Source organism: Streptomyces sp. NPDC048331, assembly GCF_043201215.1.
In the GTDB taxonomy this organism is placed as follows: domain Bacteria; phylum Actinomycetota; class Actinomycetes; order Streptomycetales; family Streptomycetaceae; genus Streptomyces.
The window spans coordinates 147,485-168,901 of record NZ_JBICYT010000011.1 but is presented as its reverse complement, the minus strand read 5'-3'; the positions used below and the strand labels follow the sequence as shown (position 1 = coordinate 168,901).

Below are 21,417 nucleotides of genomic sequence, written 5' to 3'. Positions count from 1 at the left end.
TGCGCATAGCCCGCCGCGACGCCTGGCGCGCCAAGGGCCGCAGCGCCCTCGTCCTCGCGATGCTCGCCCTGCCGATCATCGGAGTGAGCGCCGCCGACCTCACGCTGCGCAGCGCCGAACTCTCGCCCGAGCAGTCGCTCACCCGGATGCTCGGCGCCGCCGACGCCCGGGTGAACGCCTCGTACATGTCCGGGGCCATCAACCAGAGCCCCGACGGCACGTCCTCCGCGCCCGTCGGCGGCTACAAGAACTACGACCCCTCGAAGGCCCAGCGGGAGAAGCCGGCACCGGTGGAGGCCGCGCTCCCGCCCGGGGCCCAGGTCCTCAAGGACACCGGCGGCTACGCCAAGGTCCGCACCACGCACGGGCTGCTCGACACCCGCCTGCGTGAACTCGACACGCACAGCCCGCTGGTGAAGGGCATGATCACGTTCGACCGCGGCCGGCTGCCGGAGAGCTCGGGCGAAGTCATCGCCACCCAGGCCTTCCTGAGGGACTCCGGCCTGTTCGTCGGCTCGTCGGTCACCCCGCGCGGCGCCACCTCCCCGTACAAGATCGTCGGCGCCTACGAGCTGCCGGACGAACTGGAACGCCCCGAGATCATCGCCCCGCCCGGGACGCTGATCGACCCGCTGAACAAGGCGGTGGCGGACACCGGCGGCCGCGCGGTGTCCCCCGACGACACCTACCTGGTCAAGGTCGGCGGCGCGGGTGTCACCTGGGACGCCGTCAAGGCGGCCAACGCCAAGGGCCTGGTCGTCATCTCGCGCGCCGTCATCCTCGACCCGCCCGCCGACTCCGAGGTCCCGCTCTACCGGGACGAGCCGAAGGCCATGTTCGAGCGCGACGGCAACAAGGTCGTCCAAATGGCCATCCTGGCCACGGTCGCGGGCCTGGCCATGCTGGAGATCTGCCTGCTCGCCGGACCGGCCTTCGCGGTCGGCGCCCGCCGCTCGCGCCGCCAGCTCGGTCTGGTCGGCGCCAACGGCGGAGACCGGCGCCACATCCGCTCCATCGTGCTCTCCGGTGGCCTGGTCCTCGGCGCCGTCGCCGCCGTGACCGGCACCGTCATCGGCGTCCTGCTCACCGTCCTCCTGCGGCCGGTGCTGGAGGGGACCCTCGGCAGCCGCTTCGGCGGCTTCGACTTCCGTCCCCTGGAACTGGCCGGCATCGCCCTGCTCGCCGTGATCACCGGCCTGCTGGCTGCGATCGTCCCCGCCGTCACCGCCTCCCGGCAGACCGTGCTGGCCTCGCTGACCGGCCGCCGCGGCATCCGCAAGGCCAACCGGGTGCTGCCCGTCCTCGGCCTGATCGCCGTCGCCGCCGGCGCCGCGATCGCCCTCTACGGCACCACCTCGCGGCTCGGCAGCACCGTCGTGGCGGGCGGCAGCGCCCTCGCCGAACTGGGCATCGTCGCCCTCACCCCGGTCCTGGTCGGCCTGTTCGGCCGGCTCGGCCGGTGGCTGCCGCTGTCGCCGCGGCTCGCGCTGCGCGACGCCGTGCGCAACCGCGGGCGTACGGCCCCCGCTGTGGCCGCCGTCCTGGCCGCCGTCGCCGGAACCGTCGCCGTGGCGACGTACGAGCGGAGCAACGACGTCCAGATGCGCCAGGAGTATCGGGCCGACCTGCCGCACGGCACCGGGGTGCTGACGGCCCATGAGAACAGCGAGTACAAGCAGGTGCCCGCCCTGCGCGAGACCCTCTCCAAGCAGCTGCCGCTGACGCAGCGGGCGGACTTCGAGCGGCTCGTCGTCGGCAAGCCCAGCTGCGAGTCCTCCGCCTCGGAACCCGGCTGCGGCCGTGTCGAGGTCATCACGCCCAAGGAGCAGCGCTGCCCGCTCTACGAGGACCCCAAGGGCGGCGAATCGTTCCCCCTGGAGCGGCAGAAGGAACTGCGCCAGGACTGGCGCTGCCAGGAGTCCCGGTACGGCACGCAGTACCCCGTCCTCGTCGGCGACGAGAAGGTGCTGAGCGTGCTCGCGGTCACCGACCCGGGCTCCGTGGCCGCCCTCAAGGCCGGTCAAGCCGTCTCCTTCGACAAGCGCCAGGTCAAGGACGGCAAGCTCACCCTGCGGGTCATCACCGCCCCGGGGGACAACGACATCATGCGCGGGCACTACGACGAGACGCCCGGTGAGGACAAGGTCCTCCCCGTCCACCAGGTACCCGACTCGGTCGTGGGCTGGGGGGTCGAGCTGATCCTGCCGCCCTCGGCGGCCAAGGCCGCCGGACTGGCCACCGCGCCCGTGGGCTCGTACTTCAGCCTCGACGGGATCCCGACCAGTGAGCAGCGCCAGAAGCTGGACGGGGAGATCGACCGGATGGGCCTGGACACCTCCCTGCGCATCGAGAAGGGCTACGAGGGCGACAACAGCCTCGCCATGCTCGCCCTCACCATCTTCGCGGGGATCGTCACCATCGGCGCGGCCGGCATCGCCACCGGGCTGGCCCAGGCCGACGCCGAGGCCGACCTGAAGACGCTGGCCGCGGTGGGCGCCGCGCCGCGGGTCCGGCGGACGCTGAGCGGCTTCCAGTGCGGGGTGGTCGCCGTCATGGGCGTCGTCCTGGGCTCGGCCGCCGGAATCCTGCCCGCCATCGGCCTGCGCCTGACGGAGCAGCGGGTGGCGGAGACGCTCCGCCTGGAGTCGATCGAGCAGGGCTTCACGCCGGTGACGGAAGCGGTGCCGTTCGTGCCGATCTCCGTCCCGTGGGAGACCCTCGGCGGGCTGCTCGTCGTGGTTCCGCTGGGCGCCGCCCTGCTGGCGGCCCTGGTCACCCGCTCCAGCGGCGCGCTGGCCCGCCGGGCCGCGGGGTAGGGCCGAGGCCCGCAACCGGTACCAGGCTGGTGCCCCCGTACAGGGTGGATCACGACTGTACGGGGGCACACCGTGTGAGTACGGAGGTGTGCGAGAGAATGACGGCATGGAGATGCCGAGGAGTGAACGGTCGCAGGACAGCCCCCCGCACGTCCTGATCGTGGGACAGGACGGGACGGCGGTCGGCGACACCGATGACGAGTCGCGCGAGGTCCCGGTGACGGAAATGGTCGAACAGCCCGCCAAGGTCATGCGGATCGGCAGCATGATCAAGCAACTCCTGGAAGAGGTACGTGCCGCGCCTCTCGACGAGGCGAGCCGGGTCCGGCTCAAGGACATCCATGCCGCCTCGGTGAAGGAGCTGGAGGACGGCCTGGCCCCGGAGCTCGTGGAGGAACTGGAGCGCCTGTCGCTCCCGTTCACCGAGGAGGCCATTCCCTCCGAGGCCGAACTGCGGATCGCCCAGGCACAGTTGGTGGGCTGGCTGGAGGGCCTCTTCCACGGCATCCAGACCGCCCTGTTCGCGCAGCAGATGGCGGCGCGGGCCCAGTTGGAGCAGATGCGCCGCGCCCTCCCGCCGGGCGGCCCGCACGACGACGACGAGGACGGCGGCCACGGCGCGATCCGCTCGGGCCCCTACCTCTAGCCTCCGGCGGACAGCGGAATCAGCGGGGCCCGACCGGGCCCCGCTTTTTCGACCCCGGCAACGGCGCCGCACCCGGCACGACACGGCACCGCATACTCATGGGCATGAGCTACGACGCGATCGTCCTGGCCGGCGGCGCCGCTCGGCGACTCGGCGGGGCCGACAAACCCGCGCTGAGCGTCGGCGGCCGCACCCTCCTCGACCGCGTCCTCGACGCCTGCCCGGACGCCCGGACCACCGTGGTCGTCGGCGGTCGCCGCGCGACCACGCGCCCGGTCCACTGGACCCGCGAGGACCCGCCCGGCGGCGGCCCCGTGGCCGCACTCGACGCCGGGCTGCGCCGGACCACCGCCGAGCTGGTCCTCGTCCTCTCCGCCGATCTGCCGTTCCTCGACCGGGAGACCGTACGGGCCCTGCTGGAGGCCCCGTCCTCGCCCGTGACCCCCGCCGCGGACGGGGCGATGCTGCGGGACCCCGACGGCCGGGACCAGCCGCTGGTCGCCGCCTACCGGGCCGAGCCGCTGCGCCGCGAGATCGCCCTGCTCGCCGCCGAGCACGGCACCCTCACCGGGCTCCCGCTGCGCGCGCTCACCGCCGAACTGGACCTCGCCCGCGTCACGTCCCGGCCACTCGCCTCCTTCGACTGCGACACCTGGGACGATCTCGCCGCCGCCCGCGCCCGGATCAGGGAGCATGGAAGCGTGCTGGAGCAATGGATCACCGCCGTCAAGAGCGAGCTGGGCATCGACCTCACCGTCGACACCAAGACCCTGCTCGACCTCGCCCGGGACGCCGCCCACGGCGTCGCCCGGCCCGCCGCCCCGCTGACCACCTTCCTGGTCGGCTACGCGGCCGCCCACGCCGCCGCCACCGGCGCCGACCCCGCCCAGGCCGTCGCCGAGGCCTCCCGCAAGGCGGCCGACCTGGCGCTGCGGTGGGCCGACGAGGCAGCGGCCGACTCCGCCGAACAGAACGGCTCCGGATGACCCCCACGAACTCCGCCGAACAGGCCCTCGACGAGGCCCTGGCGCTGGTCAGCCGCGCCCCCGAAGGCGGCGTCACCGACAGCTCGGGCGGCGCGGGCGGCGGCACGGGCGCCCACCGCGCGGCCGGCTGGCAACGGGCCCGGGACACCGCGGCCCGCGCCGGGAGCGGGGTGCCGGCCCATACCCACCGGGTGCCCCTCGCGGCGGCCCTCGGCGAGGTCCTGGCCTCCCCGCTGGACGCGCTCACCGACCTGCCGTCCTTCGACACCTCGGCCATGGACGGCTGGGCCGTCGCGGGCCCCGGCCCGTGGAGCGTGCGCGCCGGCGGCGTCCTGGCCGGCTCCGAGCGGCCGGATCCCCTCACGGACGGCGAGGCCGTACGGATCGCCACCGGTGCCCGGATCCCCGCCGACGCCACCGCCGTCATCCGTACCGAGCACTGCCGCGAGGCCGGCACCCAACTGTTCGCCGACCGGCCCGTCCTCACCGGACAGGACATCCGCCCGCGGGGCCAGGAGTGCCGCTCCGGCGACCTGTTGCTGCCCGCCGGCTCCCTGGTCACCCCGGCCGTGCTGGGGCTGGCCGCGGCCGCCGGGTACGACGAGCTGACCACCCGGCCCCGCCCCCGCGTGGAGATCCTGGTCCTCGGCGACGAGCTGCTCACCGAGGGCCTCCCGCACGAAGGGCTGGTCCGCGACGCCCTCAGCCCCATGCTCGGGCCCTGGCTCGACCGCCTCGGCGCCGAGGTCATCGGCACGCGGCGGCTCGGCGACGACCCGGCGGGGGCCGCGGCCCTGCTGGAGGCCGTCGGCACCAGCACCGCCGATGTCCTCGTCACCACCGGCGGCACCGCCGCCGGGCCCGTCGACCACGTCCACCCGGTACTGCGCCAGGCCGGCGCCGAACTGCTGGTCGACGGGGTGGCGGTGCGCCCCGGGCACCCCATGCTGCTGGCCCGCATCGGGTCCGGGGCGCCCGGCGAGAACGCGGTGCGCCATGTGGTCGGGCTGCCCGGCAACCCGCTGGCCGCCGTCTCCGGGCTGCTGACCCTCGCCGAACCCCTGCTGCGCGCCCTCGCCGGCCGCCGCAGGCGCCCCCGCTACACGGCGCCGGTGCAGAGCGACGTACCCGGCCACCCGTACGACACACGGCTGGTGCCGGTCCTGTTGAGCGACGAGCACGCGGTGCCGCTGCGCTATCACGGACCTGCGATGCTGCGGGGTGTGGCCGCCGCCGACGCGCTGGCCGTCGTACCGCCCAAAGGCGCGCGGTCCGGACAGGAACTGGAGATTCTCGACCTGCCCTGGGCTTCTGGAGGATGTTTCACGTGAAACTGCACGGCCAGGACTCCATGGCCCGCGGCGCCGACGAGAAACTCGTCTCCCGGCGCATCAAGCTGCCCAAACGCGTCGTCGAGAACCCGCTGAGGCAGGTCACCAAGCGCCTGCTGATGGCTATGTTCGTGCTCTTCCTGACGGTCTTCATCGTGTGGCTGGACCGCGGTGGCTACCACGACAACGCCAACGAGACGGTCGATCTCCTCGACTGCTTCTACTACGCCACCGTGACGCTGTCCACGACGGGCTACGGCGACATCGTCCCGTACAGCGACAGCGCCCGGCTGATCAACATCCTGCTGATCACCCCGCTGCGCGTGCTGTTCCTGATCATCCTGGTCGGTACCACCCTGGAAGTCCTGACCGAACGGACGAGGGAAGAGTGGCGGCTGAAGAGCTGGAGGAAGAACTTGCGTGAGCACACGGTCGTCGTCGGCTTCGGTACGAAGGGCCGCTCGGCCCTCCAGACGCTGCTGGCCACCGGCCTCTCCAAGGAGCAGGTCGTCATCGTCGACCCCAGCGCCAAGGTGATCGACACGGCCAACGCCGAGGGGTTCACGGGCGTGGTAGGCGACGCCACCCGCTCCGACGTCCTGCTCCGCGCCGAGCTGCAGAAGGCCCGTCAGATCGTCATCGCCACCCAGCGGGACGACACGGCGGTCCTGGTCACCCTGACGGCCCGACAGCTCAACCGTGGGGCGAAGATCGTCGCGGCGGTGCGCGAGGAGGAGAACGCCCCACTGCTGCGGCAGTCCGGGGCCGACGCCGTCATCACGAGCGCGAGCGCCGCCGGCCGGCTGCTGGGCCTCTCGGTGCTCAGCCCGAGCGCGGGCACCGTGATGGAGGACCTGATCCAGCAGGGCAGCGGCCTCGACCTCCTCGAACGCCCCGCCCGCAAGGCCGAGGTGGGCAAGTCGGTGCGGGACACCGACGACCTGGTGGTGAGCGTGCTGCGCGGCCACCGGCTGCTCGCGTACGACGATCCGCACGCGAGCCCGATCCAGCTGACGGACCGTCTCATCACCATCGTGCGGGCGACGCCGCCGAACTCGCCGCAGGTGAAGTTCGGACCCGCCGATTAGTTGCGTCGTGGCGTAGCCTCCGGGCCATGCATGCGATCACCATCGAGCAGCCCGGCGGCCCCGAGGCCCTCGTCTGGGCCGACGTACCCGATCCGGTACCCGGCGAGGGCGAGGTCCTCGTCGAGGTCGCGGCGAGCGCCGTGAACCGCGCGGACGTACTCCAGCGACAGGGGTTCTACGATCCGCCGCCCGGCGCCTCGCGCCATCCGGGGCTGGAGTGCTCCGGGCGGATCGCCGCGTTGGGGCCGGGGGTGTCCGGCTGGTCCGTGGACGACGAGGTGTGCGCCCTGCTGGCCGGCGGCGGGTACGCGGAGCGGGTGGCCGTGCCGGCGGGCCAGTTGCTGCCGGTCCCGGCGGGCATGGACCTGGTGACGGCGGCCGCGCTGCCCGAGGTCGTCACGACGGTGTGGTCCAACGTCTTCATGGTGGCCGGACTCCGCCCCGGCGAGACCCTGCTGGTGCACGGCGGGTCCAGCGGGATCGGGACGATGGCGATCCAGCTGGCGAAGGCGGTGGGCGCGACGGTCGCCGTGACGGCGGGCGGCCCGGAGAAGCTGGCGCGCTGCAAGGAGCTGGGCGCGGACATCCTGATCGACTACCGCGAGCAGGACTTCGTGGCCGAGCTGCGCGAGGCGACGGGCGGGGCGGGGGCGGACGTGATCCTGGACATCATGGGCGCCAAGTACCTCGCCCGGAACGTGGACGCCCTGGCCGTGAACGGCCGGCTCGCGGTGATCGGGCTCCAGGGCGGGGTGAAGGCCGAGCTGAACCTCGGCGCGCTGCTGACCAAGCGCGCGGCGATCACCGCCACCTCGCTGCGGGCCCGCCCGCTGGAGGAGAAAGCCGCCATCGTCGCCGCCGTACGTGAGCACGTGTGGCCGCTGGTGGCCGCCGGGCGGGTACGGCCGGTGGTCCACGCGACCTACCCGATGCGGGATGCGGCCGAGGCCCACCGCGTGCTGGAGTCCAGCAGCCACGTGGGCAAGTTGCTGCTCACGGTGTGAGAGCCGGGCGCGGCGCCGCCGCGGGGGCTCCGCCCCCGAACCCCCGTTCCTCAAACGCCGGACGGGCTGAAATTCAGCCCCGCCGGCGTTTGAGGCGCGGGGTCTGGGGCGGAGCCCCAGGCCATCCGCCCGCGCCGAGCTACAGGCTGCGCAGCAGGACCGCCGGGGATTCGACGCAGTCCGCGACGTAGCGGAGGAAGCCGCCCGCCGTGCCGCCGTCGCACACCCGGTGGTCGAAGGTGAGCGACAGCTGGACGACCTTGCGGACCGCCAGCTGACCCTCGTGCACCCACGGCTTGTCGATGATCCGGCCCACGCCCAGCATCGCCGCCTCGGGGTGGTTGATGATCGGCGTGGAGCCGTCGACCCCGAACACCCCGTAGTTGTTCAGGGTGAAGGTGCCGCCGGTCAGATCGGCCGGAGCCAGCTTCCCGGCCCGGGCGAGCTCCGTCAGCCGGGCGAACTCCGCCGACAGGGACTCCGGGTTGCGGTGCTGCGCGTCCCGGACCACCGGGACCACCAGGCCCCGCTCGGTCTGCGCGGCGAAGCCCAGGTGCACCGACGGGAGCCGGACGATCTCCTTGGCCGCCAGGTCCACGGTGGAGTTGAGCTCCGGGTACCGGGCCAGGGCGGCCGTGCAGATCCGGGCCAGCAGCGCGAGCACCGAGATCTTGGGCCCGCCCACCGCGTTCATCGCGGCCCGGGCGGCCATCAGCTCGGTGGCGTCGGCGTCGACCCAGCAGGTGGCTTCCGGGATCTCCCGGCGGCTGCGCGACAGCTTCTCGGCGACCGCCCCGCGCACGCCCTTGAGCGGGATCCGCTCGCCCTGCGCGGCCACCGTCGGGGCCGCCGGGGCGACCGGGGCCGGCGCGGGCGCCCGCAGCGCGGCCAGCGCCGCCTCGACGTCGGCCCGCAGGATCAGACCCTCGGGCCCCGACCCCTTCAGCGCGCGCAGGTCGACCCCGCCGTCCTTGGCCAGCTTGCGCACCAGCGGCGAGATCACGGGCACCGGCCCGGCGGGCACCACCGGAACCGCCGGGGCGACCGGAGCCACCACGACGGGCGCCGTGACCGCGGCGGTGACGGGTCGCACCCGTCGCCGACGCGCCGGGCGCGAGTGGTCCTCGCCGTAGCCGATCAAGGGCCGGGGCACGTTGCCGGAGCCTTCGGCCTCGGCCGCCGGCGCGGCCGGGGCCTCCGGGAGCGAGGACGCTCCCACCGCCACGGTGATCAGCGGTGCTCCGACGGGCAGTTCCGTGCCCTCCTCCCCGAAACGGGCGGTGACCACACCGCCGTAGGGGCACGGAACCTCCACCATCGCCTTGGCCGTCTCGACCTCGACCACCGGCTGGTCGATGGCGACGACATCGCCCACCGCGACCAGCCAGCGGACGATCTCGGCCTCGGTCAGGCCCTCCCCGAGATCGGGAAGCTTGAATTCCATTACCTGCGGCATCAGTTCTCCCACTGCAGGCGCGCCACGGTGTCCAGGATCCGGTCCACTCCCGGCAGGTGGTGCTTCTCCAGCATCGGCGGCGGGTACGGGATGTCGAAGCCCGTCACCCGCAGCACCGGCGCCTCCAGGTGGTGGAAGCACCGTTCGGTGACACGGGCGGCGATCTCCGCGCCCGGCCCGCCGAAGCCACCGGCCTCGTGGACCACCACCGCGCGCCCGGTGCGGCGTACGGACTCGACCACCGTCTGCTCGTCGAAGGGGACCAGCGAGCGGAGGTCCACGACCTCCAGGTCCCAACCCTCCTCGCGGGCCGCCTCCGCCGCCTCCAGGCACAGCGGCAGCGAGGGCCCGTAGGTGATCAGGGTCGCGCTCGTGCCGGTGCGCCGGACCAGTGCCTTGCCGATGCCCGGCACGGACGCCGGCGCCTCGGGCCGCCAGTCGGCCTTCGACCAGTAGAGGCGCTTCGGCTCCAGGAAGACCACCGGGTCGTCGCTCGCGATCGAGGCGCGCAGCAGCCCGTACGCGTCCTCGACCGTCGCCGGGGTCACCACGTGCAGGCCGGGCGTGGCCACGTAGTACGCCTCGGAGGAGTCGCAGTGGTGCTCCACACCGCCGATCCCGCCGCCGTAGGGCACGCGGATGGTGATCGGCAGCGGCATGGCGCCGCGGGTGCGGTTGCGCATCTTCGCCACGTGCGAGATCAGCTGCTCGAACGCCGGGTAGGCGAAGGCGTCGAACTGCATCTCCACCACCGGCCGCAGCCCGTACATGGCCATGCCGACCGCCGCGCCCAGGATGCCCGCCTCCGCGAGGGGGGTGTCCGTACAGCGCTCCTCGCCGAACTCCTTCGCGAGCCCGTCCGTGATCCGGAAGACCCCGCCCAGCGTCCCGACGTCCTCGCCCATGACGTGAACCGTCGGGTCCTCGGCCATCGCGTCGCGCATCGCGCGGGTCAGCGCCTGCGCCATCGTCGCGGGCTTGGCCCCCGTCTTCGCGGACTTCGCCGCCACCGTCGTCACGCCTGGTCCTCGGCTTCCAGCTCTGCGCGCAGCATGGCCGCCTGCTCCCGCAGGCGGTCCGTCTGCTCCGCGTACACGTGCGCGAACAGGTCCATCGGGTCCACCACCGGGTCCGCGTTCATTCCCTCGCGGAGCGCCGCGGCCATGACCTCGGCGTCCTCGCGGACCGCCTGGATCGCCGCTTCGTCGATGATCCCGCGGGCGGTCAGCTCACGCTCCAGCAGATCGACCGGGTCGTGCGCCTTCCAGGCCTCGACCTCGGCGTCGCCGCGGTAGCGGGTCGCGTCGTCGGCGTTCGTGTGGGCCTCCATCCGGTAGGTGACGGCCTCGATCAGGGTCGGGCCTCCACCGGACCGGGCCCGCCGGACCGCTTCGGTCAGCACCTCGTGCATGGCGGCGATGTCGTTGCCGTCGACCAGCCGGCCGGGCATCCCGTACCCCACGGCCTTGTGGGCCAGGGTGGGGGCGGCGGTCTGCTTGGCGAGGGGGACGGATATCGCGAAGCCGTTGTTCTGCACGAGGAAGACCACCGGGGCCTGCCAGACGGCGGCGAAGTTCAGTGCCTCGTGGAAGTCGCCCTCGCTGGTGCCGCCGTCGCCGACCATGGCGAGGGCGACGACGTCGTCGCCGCGCAGCCGGGCCGCGTGCGCCAGGCCCACCGCGTGCGGCAGCTGGGTGGCGAGCGGGGTCGAGAGCGGGGCGATGCGGTGCTCACGCGGGTCGTATCCGGTGTGCCAGTCGCCGCGCAGCAGGGTCAGTGCCTGGACGGGGTCCAGTCCGCGCGCCACGGCCGCCAGGGTGTCGCGGTAGCTCGGGAACAGCCAGTCCTGGTCCTCCAGGACCAGTGCGGCCGCGATCTCGCAGGCCTCCTGGCCCACGGTGGAGGGGTAGACGGCGAGCCGACCCTGCTTGGTGAGCGCCGTCGCCTGGGCGTTGTAGCGCCGGCCGCGCACCAGCTCGGCGTAGTAGCGGCGCATCAGCTCCGGGTCGAGCCGGTCCGCCGCCTCGGTGCCCAGCACCCGGTAGGGCTCGGGGTCCGGAAGCAGCGGAGCGGCGTCCGTACGGGGGCTCCAGGCGGGCGGCTGGGTGGATCGGTGGGACGCACCGGCACCGGGCAGCTCTTGGACCGTCATGGCGGCGTACACCTCCTCGTGGGAAGCGGGCAGGGGGTGCCCCGGGTGTGAGGCCCCTCACCTACCGATTGTTCGGTTGTCCGCGCAATTTGGCTACAGGCGGCTCCAGGCTGTGGACAAACGGGCGCCGGGGCCCTGGGATGGATGCAGGACGTCCAGGAGAGGGAGGCATCGGGCAATGCCGGATGAACAAATGGCCGGAACGGGTTCCGCACCGGCCGCGCCCGGGGGCGTCCCGGGAGCCACGGGAGCCCCGCCCGTCGCACCCCGCCCGCTGGATCCGATCGACCGGTCGATCATGCGACTGCTCCAGGCGGACGGCCGGGCGTCGATACGGTCGGTCGCGGAGCAGGTGCACGTCTCCCGGGCGAACGCCTACGCCCGGATCAACCGGCTCATCGACGACGGGGTGATCCGCGGGTTCACGGCCCGCGTCAACCACGAGCGCGCGGGCCAGGGCGCGTCCGCCTACATCACCCTGAAGATCGTCCAGAACTCCTGGCGCACGGTGCGCGAGCAGCTGCGCGAGCTCCCGGGGGCGGCGCACATCGCGCTGGTCAGCGGTGATTTCGATGTCCTGCTGCTGGTGCACACCCCGGACAACCGGACCCTGCGCGAGCTGGTCCTGACCCGCCTCCAGGCCATCCCGGAAGTCCTCTCGACCCGTACCCTGCTGGTCTTCGAGGAAACGGATCTGCTGTCCCCGGGACCGGGCCCGGGGAGCGGTCCGACGATCGCGGAGGAGTAGGCCCGCGCCGGCCCGAAGGCGCTACGCGGGCCTCCTGGCGACCGGCGCCCGGGGCCCGTCGACCGGCGGCCACACCGGGTCACCACCCGGCCGGTCGACGTCCGTCAGGGTGACGAGCAGCCGCCCGTCGACCACCGCCTCGCGCAGGTCCGTGTCCCGGGACACCACCTTCCGGGCGAACGCGGCGGGCTCGGCGCGGTCCAGCAGGAGGACGAAATGCAGGGCGAAGGGATCCCTCCACTCGTCCGGGTCCCCATCCCCGTCGACCATGAAGTTCGCCCGCCACGCGCCCCGGGCCAGGGTGGAGACGAAGACCCCGAGGAAGTCCGCGCCGAGCAGGTCGTCGGCGGCATCGATGATCACCGCGACGTCCCGCTTGCCGTGCCCGGGGCCGTGCCAGTCGCCGAGACAGTCGACCATCGCGTCCCAGTTGTGGCCGAAGTAGCCGATGAAGCCCAGGTCACGGGCGAAGGTCCGGTAGACGCAGGCCTCCGTGTCCAGTTCGCCACCGGCGATCCGCAGCACCAGCCCGTCCCTCGCGAGCAGGTCGGCCTCCGCCCGCGCCACCCAGGGGTCGTCGGCGCGGGTGAAGGTGACCCAGGGGGAGCGGCGCTCGGTGAGGGTGGGGAGGAAGGTGCTCATGCGGCATGCTCGCACCCCGGCCGGCCGAGATGCGGCGCGCCTCAGGAATTCGGCGGGTGGGGGGCGGTGCGCAGGCCGTCGAAGGCCATGTGGACGACCGCGTCCGCGAGCTGGTCGGTGCCCGTGCCCGAGTGCGGTCGGTACCACTCGACCAGGGAGTTCACCATGCCGAAGAGAAGCCGGGTGGCCAGGCGTATGTCCACGTCGGCCCGCAGGTCGCCCTCGGCCGCGGCGGCCCCCAGCAGGTCCGCGACCTGGTGGTCGAACTCGCGGCGACGCTCCAGCGCCCAGCGCTCGGTGCGGGTGTTGCCGCGCACGCGCAGCAGTAGCGTCACGTAGGGCAGCTCGCCGACCAGCACTTCGACCGTGCGGCGCGTGACGTACTCGACGCGCTCGACCGCCCGGCCGCGGGTCGCGCCCGGCTCCTCCAGGATCCCGAAGAGCCCGTCGAGGGCGCGGCTGACGGCCCGCCGCAGCAGTTCCTCCTTGCCCGCGACGTGGTGGTAGATCGAGGACTTCGAGATGCCCGCGGCCTTGGAGAGGTGCTCCATCGAGGTGCCGTCGTAGCCGCGCTCGTTGAAGACCTGGACGGCGACGGACAGCAGGGTCTCGGGGGTGTAGGTGTCCCGCTTGGCCGTCGTCATTCGTTCTCCCCCGTGTCGTCCCGGTCGCCTTCGTCGCCCTCGTCGCCGCCGGGCTCGTCGCCGTCCTCGTAGCCCAGTTTGAACAGGGCGAGCGAGGGTGCGTAGCGGCCGCCGGGAACGCGTTCGTCGAGGTTGTGCAGCAGGTCGTAGGCCCAGTCCTGGCCGAGCCGGTCGTGCCATTCGGCCGGCCCCACCGGGTAGTTCACACCGAGCCGCATCGCCGTGTCGATGTCCTCGGCGGTGGCCGCGCCGCGGGCGACGGCGTCGGCCGTGAGGTCGATCAGCATCGCGACGGTCCGCGCGACGATCATGCCGGGGACGTCGCCGATCACGGAGACCTGCTTGCCCAGCTTCTGGAAGAGGCCGATCGCCTCGGCGAGCGTCCGCTCGCTGGTGTCCGCGCTCGCGGAGAGCGCGATCCGGGTGGCGCCCCGGTAGTCCAGCGCGAGGTCGAAGTAGACGACGTCCGCGAATTCCACGGAGGTCTTGCCGTCCGCGAGGACCAGCTGGCCCTCGCCGGGCAGCTGGATGTACGGGCCGCCCTGCTCGGTGGCGACCACCGCGATCCCGGCCTCCTCCAGGAGGTCCACCAGATCGGCGGCGGGGCCGAGGTCACCGACGACCGTGACCTTCGCCGGGGCCTCCTCGGGCCCTGCGGTGTGCGGGAGCGCGGGCTCGGCGTCCGGACCGTACGGGTACCAGCCGTGCCCGGTCTTGCGGCCGAGGCGGCCCGACTGGACGAGGCGGCGCTGGGCGAGGGAGGGGGTGAACTTCGGGCTGCGGAAGAAGGACTCCCACACCGAGCGGGTCACGGCCTCGTTGACGTCCTGGCCGATCAGGTCGGTCAGCTGGAAGGGGCCCATCTTGAAGCCGCCGCTCTCGCGGAGCACGGCGTCGATGGTGGCCGGGTCGGCGCCTTGCTCCTCGTACACCGCGAAGGCCTCGGCGTAGAAGGGGCGGGCGATCCGGTTGACGATGAAGCCGGGGGTGTCGGCGCAGCGGACCGGCGTCTTCCCCCAGCCCAGCACGGTGCGGTACGCGAGCTCGGCGGCGGCCGGGTCGGTCGCGAAACCTCTGACCACCTCGACGAGCGGGAGCAGCGGGGCCGGGTTGAAGAAGTGCAGGCCGAGGAAGCGGCCGGGGTGCGTGAGCCCGGCGGCGAGCTCGGTGACGGAGAGGGAGGAGGTGTTGGTCGCCAGCAGCGCGTCCGGCGCGACCACCTCTTCGAGTGCGGCGAAGAGCGTCTGCTTCACGGTGACGTTCTCGACCACCGCCTCGATGACGAGGGCGGCCCCGGCGAGGTCCGCGAGGTCGCCCGCCGAAGCGATCCGGCCGATCGCCTCCTCGGCCTCGGCGCGGTCCAGCCGACCCTTGGCGGCCATCCGCTCGACCCGGTCCTGGACGATGCCGACGCCGTCGGCGGCGAGCGAGGCGTTGATGTCGTAGATCAGCACGCGGTGACCTGCGAGAAGGGCGACCTGGGCGATGCCCTGTCCCATGGTGCCGGCGCCGACGACCGCCACAGTGCGGGACCGCTCGATTGCTGTCATGCCCTGATCCTCCCGCACACACTTGTCCACAGGTCCGCCGGGCCCTCTTGTCCCGACCGATCGTTCGGTTACTCTAACTCCAGTCTGCTCTTCTTCGCCCGGCTCAACGAGGAGTTGGTCCCTGATGGCCGCCGAGCTCACCGTCCCCCAGCTGTCCGCCAAGCACCGGCCCACCCTGGACCAGGCCCTGTCGGCGATCCGCAGCCGTGCCTACTGGTCCCCGCACCCCGAACATCCCAAGGCGTACGGCGAGACCGCGCCCGCCGACGGGCTCGCCGCCTTCGAGGCCCTCCGCGGCACGCGGCTGGACCTGGGCCAGCCCGGCACCGACGGCTGGACGGGCGCCGAGGTGTCCCCGTACGGCCCGGAGCTGGGTGTCGAATACCCGCACGTGGACCCGGACGTGCTGCTGCCCGCGATGAAGGCCGGCATGGGTGCCTGGCGCGACGCGGGACCTGAGGCGCGCGCGCTGGTCTGCATCGAGATCCTGGCCCGCATCTCCGCCCGGACCCACGAGTTCGCGCACGCGGTCATGCACACCAGCGGCCAGGCCTTCATGATGGCGTTCCAGGCCGGCGGCCCGCACGCGCAGGACCGTGGCCTGGAGGCCGTGGCCTACGCGTACGAGGAGCAGACCCGCGTCCCGGGCCAGGCCGACTGGTCGAAGCCCCAGGGCAAGAAGGACCCCCTGGAGCTCGGCAAGACCTTCACGGCCGTCCCGCGCGGCATCGCCCTCATGATCGGCTGCAACACCTTCCCGACCTGGAACGGCTACCCGGGCCTCTTCGCCTCCCTCGCCACCGGAAACCCGGTGCTGGTCAAGCCGCACCCGCGGGCCGTGCTGCCGCTCGCGCTGACCGTCAAGGTCGCGCGGGAGGTCCTCGCCGAGGCGGGCTTCGACCCGAACCTGGTGGCGCTCGCCGTCGAGCACCCGGGCGAGGGCATCGCCAAGACCCTCGCGGTCCGCCCCGAGATCAAGCTGATCGACTACACCGGGTCCACGGAGTTCGGTGACTGGCTGGAGACCCACGCCCGCCAGGCGCAGGTCTACACGGAGAAGGCCGGCGTCAACACCGTCGTGCTCGACTCCACCGACAACTACAAGGGCATGCTGTCCAACCTGGCGTTCTCGCTGTCCCTGTACAGCGGCCAGATGTGCACCACCCCGCAGAACCTGCTGATCCCGCGCGACGGCATCGCGACGGACGCCGGCCACAAGACCTACGACGAGGTCGTCGCCGACCTCGCCGCCTCGGTCGGCGGCCTGCTGGGCGACGACGCCCGGGCCAACGCGCTGCTCGGCGCGCTGGTCAACCCGGACGTCAAGACCCGGCTGGAGGCCGCGGCCGCACTGGGCGAGGTCGCGCTGGCCTCCCGGGAGGTCACGAACCCCGAGTTCCCGGACGCGGTGGTCCGCACCCCCGTGATGGTCAAGCTGGACGCGGCCAAGCCGGACCCGGAGGCGCCGTACCTCTCCGAGTGCTTCGGCCCGGTCTCCTTCGCGGTGGCCGTGGACACCACGGCGGACGCCCTCGACCTGCTGCGCCGCACGGTGCGGGAGAAGGGCGCCATGACGGTGGGCGCGTACACCACGTCGGCGGACACGGAGCGGGCCATCGAGGAGGTCTGCCTGGAGGAGTCCGCGCAGCTCTCGCTGAACCTGACCGGCGGGGTGTTCGTCAACCAGACCGCCGCGTTCTCGGACTTCCACGGCTCCGGCGGCAACCCGGCGGCCAACGCGGCCCTGTGCGACGGCGCCTTCGTCGCGAACCGCTTCCGGGTGGTGGAGGTCCGCCGCCAGGCGTGACCGGGTAGCCGCATCACCGCATCACCGCAGCACCGCAGCACCGCAGATCCCCGGCCCGGGTGGACCGCGCCCTCCCGCTACTCCCGCCGTTCTTCGGCGAAGAGGCGGGAGGAGGCGTCCACCTGGGCCATCCTGCGCAGGGCCGCGAACACCGCGTCGCCCAGCACCGTGCCCACGACCACCGCCTCGACCAGATCCTCGCGGTCCGGCCGGAGGGCCGTGTACTCCAGGTCCACCCGGGCCACCCGCTCGGCCGCCTCGGCGTAGTCGTCGAGCCGTTCGGCCAAGGAGCCGTGGCCCACCCGCGCCAGTGAGGCGAGGGCGGCCGCGAGCGCGCCGGCAGCCTTGTTCCCGGCGTGGACGCGCCAGCCGCGCGCCTCGATCAGCCGCGCCACCCGCTCCCGGGCCAGCACCGCCTCGGCGTCGTCGCGGCCCTCCCCGTCGCCGTACTCGGGCACCAGCCGCTGGGCCGCGGCGCCGAGCAGCTTGTGCACCGGCTGCTCCTTGTCGTCGATGGCCACGAGGACGTCCGCGATGGCCGCCACCGACAGCCCGCCGACCTCCAGCAGGGCGCGGATCAGCCGCAGCCGCCGCTCGTGCCCGTCGTCGTAGCTGGCCTGGTTGGGGCTGCTCAGCTCGCCCGGCGGAAGCAGGCCCTCCCGGACGTAGTACTTGATCGTCGGTACCGGGACCCCGGTACGGCGGCTCAGCTCTCCGATGCGCATGGCGTGTTCACTCGATTCTCCTTGCCCCGTCACTGCACATCATAGATAGTGGGACTATCAGATAGCGGCGAGCGCCACTATCCATTCCTCTGGGGGACCCATGTCTGCGTTACGTACCTGGCACCGTCCGCTGACCGTGTTCGCCGGCGTGATGGCGGTGTGGGCCATCGGCTCGGCCGTGGGACTCGCCGTCGACGGCCGGGTGCTGGTCGGCGCCCCGATCTGGGCCAAGCCCTTCAAGTTCGCCGTCTCGTTCGTCGGCTACGCGCTCAGCCTGGCCTGGATGCACTCCCTGGCCGTCGCCGCCCGCCCTCGCCTGCGGAGGGCCGCCTGGTGGGCCGGTACCGTCGTCGTCGCGGCGAGCGCCGTGGAAATGCTGCTCATGACGGGTCAGGTGATCCGCGGCCGACAGAGCCACTTCAACCGGCAGACCCCCCTCGACGCGCAGATCTACGGCGCCATGGGCCTCACCGTGGTCGTGCTGTGGACGGCCACGCTCGTCATCGCCGTACTGCTCTTCCGCACCCGCGTGGTCGACCGGGCCACCACCTGGGCGATCCGGATCGCCGCCGTCCTCGCCCTCGCGGGCGCGGGACTCGGCTTCCTGATGACCAGCCCCACCGAGGCGCAGCTCGCGGTCGACGACGCACCGGTGGTGGGCGCCCACAGCGTGGGGGTGCCGGACGGCGGGCCCGCCATGCCGCTGACCGGATGGTCGACCACCGGCGGTGACCTGCGCATCCCGCACTTCTTCGGCATGCACGCCCTGCAACTGCTCCCGCTGCTCGTGCTCCTGCCGGCCGCGCTCGCCGGGCGCTTCGCGCTGCTGCGCCGGGAGCGGGTGCGGCTGCGGCTGACCCTGGTCGCGGCCGGGGTCTACGCGGCGGTGTTCGCCCTGCTGACCTGGCAGGCACTGCGCGGCCAGGCGCTGGTCCACCCGGACGGGGCGACGCTCGGCGCGTCCGCCGCGATCCTGGTCGGGGGCGTCCTAGGAGTCCTCGCCGCCCTGTTCGTGGGCCGGGGGGCCGCCCCAGTGGAAGAGGGTCATGGCCACGCTGGTGGCGAGGTTGTAGCTGGAGACCTGGGGGCGCATCGGCAGGGAGACGAGGTGGTCCGCCCGGGCGCGCAGCTCCGGTGAGATCCCGTGGCGCTCCGAGCCGAAGGCGAGCAGGGCGTCGTCCGGGAGGGTGAGGGCGCGGATGTCCGCGCCCTCGGGGTCGAGGGCATAGAGCGGCCCGGGGGGCAGCTCGTCCAGGGCGAGGCGCTCGACGGTGGTGGCGTAGTGCAGCCCGGCCCCGGCCCGGACCACGTTCGGGTGCCAGGGGTCGAGGTCGCCGCGGGTCACCACCCCGGTGGCGCCGAAGCCGGCGGCGAGCCGGACGACGGCTCCGACGTTGCCCAGGTTGCGGGGGTTGTCGAGCACGACGACCGGCGCCGGCCGGGGCAGCCGCCCCAGCCCGGCGATACCGGCGGTCCGGTCGGGGCGGACGGCGAGGGCCGCGACCCCGGTGGGGTGCACGCGGGGCAGCACCTCCTTGAGGTCGGCCCGTCGCGCGAGCCGCACCACGGCGGCCTCGACGTCCGGAGCCAGCTCACGGGCCAGCGCCCGTACGGCGCCGGGGTCCTCGGCGATGACCAGCCGCATGTCGGCCCCGAACCGCAGGGCGTGCTTCAGTGCGTGGAACCCGTCCAGCAGCACGAGGTCCCCCGCCCGCTCGGCCTCCCGCCATTCCCGCACCGTGTCGTCCATACCCCGACCCTACGGTCCGCCCGCGGCTGATCCGGACCCGCCCGCGTGTGAGGCACCGGGCCCGGGCGAAGCCCGTCTCCAGCCCCGCCGGCGTTCGAGGCGCAGAATCCGGGACGAAGCCCCGCCCTTCCAGCCCCGCCGGCGTTCGAGGCGCGGGGTCCGGGGCGGAGCCCCGTGGAACGGCGCCGCAGGGCACCGTCAGCGCGGCCCCGGCACGGACACCGGCTCGGCGGCATCCGGCACCGGCTCCACCGCCCGCGCCCGCGAGCCCCACCGGCCGCCCGGCCCCCGCGCAGCGACCCGTACCCCCAGCCACACCAGAAAGCCCGTCGGCAGGAACACCGCGTCCGCGGCGATCATCGCCAAGGAGAAGAACGGCAGCCCCAGCAGTACCGCGATCCCCGCGTGCTCCAGCATCATCAGCGCCAGCAGCACGTTCTTGATCCGCCGGTTGAACAGCGTGAACGGGAACGCCACCTGCACCGCCACCGTCCCGTACGACAGCAGCATCACCAGGGTCCCGCTCCCCGCCACCAGCGCCGACAGCGCCGGCCACGGGGTGAAGTAGTCCAGCCCCAGCGGGTAGTACAGGGCCGTCCCGTCCTGCCAACGGGACCCCTGGATCTTGTACCAGCCCGCCGTCGCGTAGATCAGGCAGACCTCCGCCATGATCACCAACATGCCCGCGTTGTGCAGCAGGTTGGCCAGGACGTCCAGTACCGCCCGCCCCTCGCTCTCCGGCTCGTAGCGGTCGACCAGCCACCACAGCCCGCAGACCACCCACACCGCCGCGAACGCGGCCAGCCAGCCGTAGCCGAACCCGCCGGTCGCCGCGCCGAAGGCGAACACCACGCCCAGCACGCCCCACAGCACCGGCCCGGCCGCCCCGGCCGTCGCCGTGCCGCGCGTACGGGCCCGGCGCGCGTCCAGCGACCAGACCTGCGCGCACCGGGTCAGCACCAGGTAGATCGCCATCAGGTGGATGACGTTGTCACCGCCGTCGCCCATGAACACGCTGCGGTTCTGCAGCGACAGCACGCCGACCATGAAGAGCACGGACGTCGCGCGCGTCCGCCACCCCAGCAGCAGCCCCACGCTCGCCAGCACGGACACCGCGTAGACGATCTCGAACCACAGCGTCGAGTCCGACCACATCAGCACGGTGAAGGCGTGGTTGGAGTCGACCAGCCGCTCCGCGAGGCCCCAGCTCCACGGCCCGTCCGGCCCGTACAGCTCGGCCCGGTTCGGGAACTCGCGCAGCAGGAAGAAGAGCCAGGTCGCGGAGAAGCCGATGCGGACCACGGCGCTCTGGTACGGGCCCAAGGCCTGCCCGGTGACCCGCGTGGCCGCCCGGCCCGCCGCCTCGCGGGCGCGCTTCACAGCGTCCACCACGGCAGCTCCCGGTAGTAGGTCTGGGTGTCGGTGGTCTCGGTGCTCCACTTCGGCGCGGGCACCGCCGTGGTCGCCGAGCGCAGCTGGATCCGCAGGATGGTTCCTTCCCGCAGCTGGGGGGCGAGCCGGTTCAGCGCGATGCGCCGGAGGTACTCCTCGGACAGCTGCCCGCGCTCGCCGTTCGGCCTGTTGTCCTCGTCGTGGGAGCCGGTGAAGAAGTCCCAGGCGCGGCGGAGCTCGTTCTGCCGGGTGTGGCTGGGCAGCAGGCTGTGCCGGATGGCCTCGCCGTCCTCGGCGCTCAGGTCGCGCCAGGGGGTGGTGACCAGCTCGCCGTACTCGCTCCTGACGTCCGCGCGCGCCTCCACCGCGATGTTCTGCTGCAGCGGGTTGGGGGCGAAGAGCTTCCAGTTCTGTTCGAACTCCGGATAGATCCAGCTGTCGATCGTCTTCGCGTGCTGCTGACTGACGGTGTTGCTCGGGGCCACGTGCAGGAAGACGAGCACGAGGTGCGTACAGGCGGCCACCGCGACCACCCCCAGGGCCAGGGCGGTCACGACCCGGTACGGGGTGGAAAGACCGGCTATTCCGGGCGCCCGCGGAGGTGACGGAACGGCCCCTTCGGCGGGCACGTGCTCGTTCGATTCCATCCCCACCCGATCGTCCGGCGTCCACAGGGTTGA

At 73.1% G+C, this 21,417-nt stretch carries 18 protein-coding genes and 1 pseudogene; 9 read left to right on the top strand and 10 right to left on the bottom strand.

Annotated elements, in window-relative coordinates:
* Positions 1–59: 59 nt before the first annotated feature.
* The 6 genes from ACGFYY_RS18395 (at position 60) to ACGFYY_RS18370 (ending at position 7,871) form a co-directional block, all read left to right on the top strand.
* Complete coding sequence (locus tag ACGFYY_RS18395) at positions 60–2,816, top strand: ABC transporter permease (RefSeq protein ID WP_393710643.1); 2,757 nt, start codon at positions 60–62, stop codon at positions 2,814–2,816.
* Positions 2,817–2,922: 106 nt separating this feature from the next.
* On the top strand, positions 2,923–3,462 hold the full coding sequence (locus ACGFYY_RS18390) for a bacterial proteasome activator family protein (protein ID WP_393710522.1): 540 nt from the start codon (positions 2,923–2,925) through the stop codon (positions 3,460–3,462).
* A 104-nt stretch (positions 3,463–3,566) separates the two neighbouring features.
* Positions 3,567–4,448 carry an NTP transferase domain-containing protein gene (locus tag ACGFYY_RS18385; protein ID WP_365272270.1) on the top strand — a complete coding sequence of 294 codons (882 nt, stop codon included), beginning with the start codon at positions 3,567–3,569 and terminating at the stop codon, positions 4,446–4,448.
* Entirely contained in the window at positions 4,445–5,779 is a 1,335-nt protein-coding gene (locus ACGFYY_RS18380) for a molybdopterin molybdotransferase MoeA (protein WP_393710519.1), read from the top strand. The genes ACGFYY_RS18385 and ACGFYY_RS18380 overlap by 4 nt, the downstream gene beginning before the upstream one ends.
* Entirely contained in the window at positions 5,767–6,867 is a 1,101-nt protein-coding gene (locus ACGFYY_RS18375; protein ID WP_393710517.1) for a potassium channel family protein, read from the top strand. The genes ACGFYY_RS18380 and ACGFYY_RS18375 overlap by 13 nt, the downstream gene beginning before the upstream one ends.
* A 26-nt stretch (positions 6,868–6,893) precedes the next feature.
* A complete protein-coding gene (locus ACGFYY_RS18370; protein ID WP_393710515.1) occupies positions 6,894–7,871 on the top strand; it encodes an NAD(P)H-quinone oxidoreductase in 978 nt (325 codons plus the stop codon).
* A gap of 139 nt (positions 7,872–8,010) precedes the next feature.
* Here ACGFYY_RS18370 and ACGFYY_RS18365 read toward each other — a convergent pair whose 3' ends face one another.
* Genes ACGFYY_RS18365 through pdhA form a run of 3 tightly spaced genes read right to left on the bottom strand, consistent with a single transcriptional unit; the run spans position 8,011 to position 11,479 of the window.
* A complete protein-coding gene (locus ACGFYY_RS18365) occupies positions 8,011–9,327 on the bottom strand; it encodes a dihydrolipoamide acetyltransferase family protein (protein ID WP_365272259.1) in 1,317 nt (438 codons plus the stop codon).
* Positions 9,327–10,295 (bottom strand): alpha-ketoacid dehydrogenase subunit beta, encoded by a 969-nt coding sequence (locus ACGFYY_RS18360; protein WP_365272289.1) that lies wholly within the window; start codon positions 10,293–10,295, stop codon positions 9,327–9,329. The genes ACGFYY_RS18365 and ACGFYY_RS18360 overlap by 1 nt, the downstream gene beginning before the upstream one ends.
* Positions 10,296–10,342: 47 nt before the next feature.
* Positions 10,343–11,479, bottom strand: coding sequence for a pyruvate dehydrogenase (acetyl-transferring) E1 component subunit alpha (pdhA, locus tag ACGFYY_RS18355; RefSeq protein ID WP_030755153.1), 1,137 nt, complete (start codon positions 11,477–11,479; stop codon positions 10,343–10,345).
* Between the two features lie 178 nt (positions 11,480–11,657).
* Here pdhA and ACGFYY_RS18350 point away from each other — a divergent pair, with 178 nt between their 5' ends.
* Entirely contained in the window at positions 11,658–12,227 is a 570-nt protein-coding gene (locus ACGFYY_RS18350; protein ID WP_393710512.1) for an Lrp/AsnC family transcriptional regulator, read from the top strand.
* Positions 12,228–12,248: 21 nt separating this feature from the next.
* Here the strand turns inward: ACGFYY_RS18350 and ACGFYY_RS18345 are convergent, their stop codons facing one another.
* Genes ACGFYY_RS18345 through ACGFYY_RS18335 form a run of 3 tightly spaced genes read right to left on the bottom strand, consistent with a single transcriptional unit; the run spans position 12,249 to position 15,063 of the window.
* Positions 12,249–12,869 (bottom strand): barstar family protein, encoded by a 621-nt coding sequence (locus ACGFYY_RS18345; protein WP_393710510.1) that lies wholly within the window; start codon positions 12,867–12,869, stop codon positions 12,249–12,251.
* Between the two features lie 41 nt (positions 12,870–12,910).
* Complete coding sequence (locus ACGFYY_RS18340; protein ID WP_393710508.1) at positions 12,911–13,513, bottom strand: TetR/AcrR family transcriptional regulator; 603 nt, start codon at positions 13,511–13,513, stop codon at positions 12,911–12,913.
* Complete coding sequence (locus ACGFYY_RS18335) at positions 13,510–15,063, bottom strand: 3-hydroxyacyl-CoA dehydrogenase (protein ID WP_393710506.1); 1,554 nt, start codon at positions 15,061–15,063, stop codon at positions 13,510–13,512. The genes ACGFYY_RS18340 and ACGFYY_RS18335 overlap by 4 nt, the downstream gene beginning before the upstream one ends.
* Positions 15,064–15,187: 124 nt before the next feature.
* On the opposite strand from ACGFYY_RS18335, the gene paaN reads away from it, so the two are divergent.
* Complete coding sequence (gene paaN / locus ACGFYY_RS18330) at positions 15,188–16,870, top strand: phenylacetic acid degradation protein PaaN (protein WP_393710504.1); 1,683 nt, start codon at positions 15,188–15,190, stop codon at positions 16,868–16,870.
* A gap of 77 nt (positions 16,871–16,947) precedes the next feature.
* Here paaN and ACGFYY_RS18325 read toward each other — a convergent pair whose 3' ends face one another.
* The gene (locus tag ACGFYY_RS18325; protein ID WP_393710502.1) at positions 16,948–17,595 is read right to left on the bottom strand and encodes a MerR family transcriptional regulator; all 648 of its coding nucleotides are present in this window, start codon (positions 17,593–17,595) and stop codon (positions 16,948–16,950) included.
* Between the two features lie 100 nt (positions 17,596–17,695).
* Here ACGFYY_RS18325 and ACGFYY_RS18320 point away from each other — a divergent pair.
* Positions 17,696–18,631, top strand: a pseudogene (locus tag ACGFYY_RS18320) (hypothetical protein); the annotation flags it as partial.
* On the opposite strand, the gene ACGFYY_RS18315 reads toward ACGFYY_RS18320, so the two are convergent.
* The 3 genes from ACGFYY_RS18315 to ACGFYY_RS18305 all read right to left on the bottom strand — a co-directional run bounded on the left by ACGFYY_RS18315 (position 18,584) and on the right by ACGFYY_RS18305 (position 21,384).
* Positions 18,584–19,345, bottom strand: a complete 762-nt coding sequence (locus ACGFYY_RS18315; protein ID WP_393710500.1) for a TrmH family RNA methyltransferase — start codon at positions 19,343–19,345, stop codon at positions 18,584–18,586. The pseudogene ACGFYY_RS18320 and the gene ACGFYY_RS18315 overlap by 48 nt on opposite strands.
* Positions 19,346–19,543: 198 nt before the next feature.
* Complete coding sequence (locus ACGFYY_RS18310; RefSeq protein WP_393710498.1) at positions 19,544–20,737, bottom strand: HTTM domain-containing protein; 1,194 nt, start codon at positions 20,735–20,737, stop codon at positions 19,544–19,546.
* Positions 20,722–21,384, bottom strand: coding sequence for a DUF5819 family protein (locus ACGFYY_RS18305; RefSeq protein ID WP_393710496.1), 663 nt, complete (start codon positions 21,382–21,384; stop codon positions 20,722–20,724). Before ACGFYY_RS18305 ends, ACGFYY_RS18310 begins: the two co-directional genes overlap by 16 nt.
* Positions 21,385–21,417: the final 33 nt, after the last annotated feature.